The organism is Dyella sp. (genome assembly GCF_036568765.1).
GTDB lineage: Bacteria > Pseudomonadota > Gammaproteobacteria > Xanthomonadales > Rhodanobacteraceae > GSA-30.
In genome coordinates, this window is the sequence record NZ_DATCRY010000115.1 from 1 (window position 1) to 3147 (window position 3147).

Genomic DNA, 3147 nt, shown 5'->3' on the forward strand with positions numbered 1-3147 from the left:
GTTCAAACTGTATCCATCCCATATGCACGCCGGCGGCGCTGCTTTGGGGGCGGATTGTACGGGGTCTTAGCCGTCCAGGGCGGCGGCCAGTGCCGCCAGGCCTTCGGCATAGTGCTGCCGCAAGGCTTCGATGGCTGCCGCAGTCGCCGGCTCGAACACACTCGACCAGATGACGGTGCAGCCTTGTTTGCGTGCATTGACCTGCAAAGTGGCGCGGCAATCGAGCAAGGGCAGCGCACCATCGACCAATGCATACACATAGCGCCGGCTCGCGTCGCTGCGTGCCTCCAGCCGCTCCACCGCCCGGCTGCCGTCGGTGTAATGCAAGGTACGGATACGGCCCTCCCAGGAGAGGTCCAGGCCTTGTACATGCGGGTGCCAACGATGCAGGCCACCGAAGTCGCCAATCAGCGCCCACACCACATCGGCCGGATTGGCCAGCCGCTGCGCCACCCGCACCTCCGCCATATCGCCCCTCCGCGTCAGTCGCCATCGAACGCTATTGACGAAGTACATGCAGGCAAGAGGCGCGCCAAGTTCAATGGGCGGAAAATTCGCAATAACGCACGGTCTTCATGTGCAGGTTTCGTGAATGCTGTTGCTGTTCCGGCACAATGGCCGTGACACATCGCGCCAGATGCTGCACTGCGCCTTTCTCCCGTGCCATATAAGGACCATGCTCGCAAAGCGGGATCTAGAGGAGCGGGTCCGTATCGCCGGCAGCCGGCCGTGTGTCTCCCAAGCCGCTCTCATGACCGTCTTAATTCCAGGGAGCGACGTATGCGCAGTGTCTTGCCCAGTACTTCCTCGGCGCGCATCGAAGGCATGCTGCGCGAACGGCTGGGCAACGCCGAAGTCGCGCCGCACGTGGCCAAATCCTGGCTGCGCTGCATCGAGCAATACGGCATCGACGCAGATGCGGCAAGAGATACACCGGTGCTCGATGCCGCATCGGTAGGGGAACGCCAGCAGCGCTTCGGCGAACTGCTCAACGTCGCTCGCGCGGAAATGGAAAACCTCTACGAACAGATCGCCGGCTCCGGCTACGCCGTCATCCTGTGCGATGCCGATGCGGCGATCCTAGGTGCGATTACCGACCCCACGCTAAAGCGCGAATTCCGCGCTGCGGGGTTGCGTGTCGGCGCGATCTGGAGCGAGCGCTACGAGGGCACCAACGGGCTGGGTACCTGTATCGCCGAAGGCGGACCGGTGACGATTTATCGCGAGGAGCATTTTCGGCATTTCAACATGGACCTGTCCTGCTCGGGCGCGCCCGTACTCGATACACAAGGCGACGTGCTGGCTGTGCTCGATGCTTCCACCGTCAATGCCGCCGATACGCGGCTGATCCAACGTCATACGATGGCGCTGGTGGCGATGTCGGCGAACCTGATCTCGCGCTGCCACTTCCTGGCCGAATGCCGCAACATGTGGGTGTTGCGCTTTCACAGTCGCCCTGAATTTGTCGGCCTGCTGCATGAGGCGCTGCTGGCCGTGGACGGCAACGGCGTCGTACGCGCGGTCAACGAGAGCGCGCTCACTCAGCTTGGCCTCTCGCGCGACAGGCTGGTCGGGCAACCGCTGGACAAGATTTTCGCCTTCGACTTCAACACGCTCGAGAAACGCGCATTCACCGATGCGGCAACGCTATGGCCTGTGCGCGACGCCGCTTACGGCCGGCGCTTCTTTGCCATGGTGCGTCCGCCCGTCGTGGCGACCAGCGGCATCGTGCTGACACCCGTGGCATCCAGCGGCCCGGCCAAACGACAGCATGTCGGCAGTGACACCCACATGCAGCACAACATGAATTGCGGCCGGCAACTGTTCGGCCGACGCGTGCCGCTCTTGCTGCAGGGCGCGACCGGCACAGGCAAAGAGGCATTCGCCAAGGCATTGCATCTGGCCAGTAGTTGGGCGGATAAACCGTTCGTCGCGGTCAACTGTGCCGCCATCCCCGAAACCCTGATCGAAAGCGAACTGTTCGGCTACACCCGCGGCGCGTTTACCGACGCCTCGCGCGACGGTCACCTGGGCAAAATCCGCCAATCCAGCGGCGGCACGCTGTTCCTCGACGAAATCGGCGATATGCCTCTGCCTTTGCAGACGCGCCTGCTGCGGGTGCTGGAGGAACACGAGGTCATGCCTCTGGGTGGCGAAAGGGCGATTCCGGTCGACCTGCATGTCATCAGCGCCACGCACCAGGATCTACAGAAAATGGTGCAAGCCGGAGAGTTTCGAGAGGACCTCTACTACCGACTCAATGGGATAACGTTGCAGTTGCCCTTATTGCGGGAGCGCAGCGACAAACTGGAATTGATCGAAACCTTGCTCACCGAAGAATCCCTCGGCCAAGCCAGGCCTCGATTGTGCGACGATGCGCTGCGTCTGCTGTTGAACTATGCGTGGCCGGGCAACATCCGCCAGCTGCGCAATACCTTGCGCACCGCCGCGGCACTGTGTGGCGAAGGCGTCATCCGGCCTTGCAACTTGCCACAGGAGATTACCGGGTTCGGTGCCACGGAAAATGCCGCTGCCGTGATGAACAGCGGCGACGAGGCTCCGCTGCGACTTGCCGAGCGCGAAGCCTTGCTGCGCGAGCTGGAACAAATGCATTGGAACATCAGCCGTACGGCCACGGCATTGGGCATCAGTCGCAATACGCTGTATCGCAAGCTGCACAAGCATGGGATTGCGGTCCCGGACTGAGCAATCCGACGCTTTGCATGCGGCGTCACCCACGCACCGCGCCCCCGGGGCGAGCACTCCTCACTTCTCTCCGCTCACTCCTGGAAGAAGGGGAACGCCCCGAAAGCCCTCGGCGGCTCCAAACCCTAGAGTCTCCACGATCGCGTCTCCATGCAGTGCTGTTCCCTCACCAGATCGACAGCCCATGTCCAACGATGCCGCGCATACCTTTCAAAGCGGGCTTTGTTTGCTATGAAAAGCCACCTATCTTGCAGGAGCGGCTTCAGCCGCGATTGCACCGCGCGGCACCGTCGGTCGCGGCTGAAGGGAACCTCTAAAAACCTGTCAATGACTTGGACACAGCGAAAACGGATCCTATCGTTGTGGGAGCGACTTCAGTCGCGACAAGGACTTGCGATAAGGCACGATCGTCGCAACGAAAGTCGCTCCCAGAAGAGCCGG

General features: G+C 62.1%; 2 protein-coding genes. One reads left to right on the plus strand and one right to left on the minus strand.

Annotation, left to right across the window (positions count from 1 at the left end; all coding sequences use genetic code 11):
- Nucleotides 1-66: 66 nt before the first annotated feature.
- Nucleotides 67-468, minus strand: a complete 402-nt coding sequence (locus VIM98_RS08105) for an SRPBCC family protein (RefSeq protein ID WP_331992586.1) — start codon at nt 466-468, stop codon at nt 67-69.
- Nucleotides 469-780: 312 nt separating this feature from the next.
- On the opposite strand from VIM98_RS08105, the gene VIM98_RS08110 reads away from it, so the two are divergent.
- Nucleotides 781-2706, plus strand: coding sequence for a sigma-54-dependent Fis family transcriptional regulator (locus tag VIM98_RS08110; protein WP_331992587.1), 1926 nt, complete (start codon nt 781-783; stop codon nt 2704-2706).
- Nucleotides 2707-3147 lie beyond the last annotated feature (441 nt).

Coding starts and splice junctions, on each gene's coding strand:
- VIM98_RS08105 (WP_331992586.1), bottom strand. CDS start 468: ATGGCGGAGGTGCGGGTGGCGCAGCGGCTGGCCAATCCGGCCGATGTG.
- VIM98_RS08110 (WP_331992587.1), top strand. CDS start 781: ATGCGCAGTGTCTTGCCCAGTACTTCCTCGGCGCGCATCGAAGGCATG.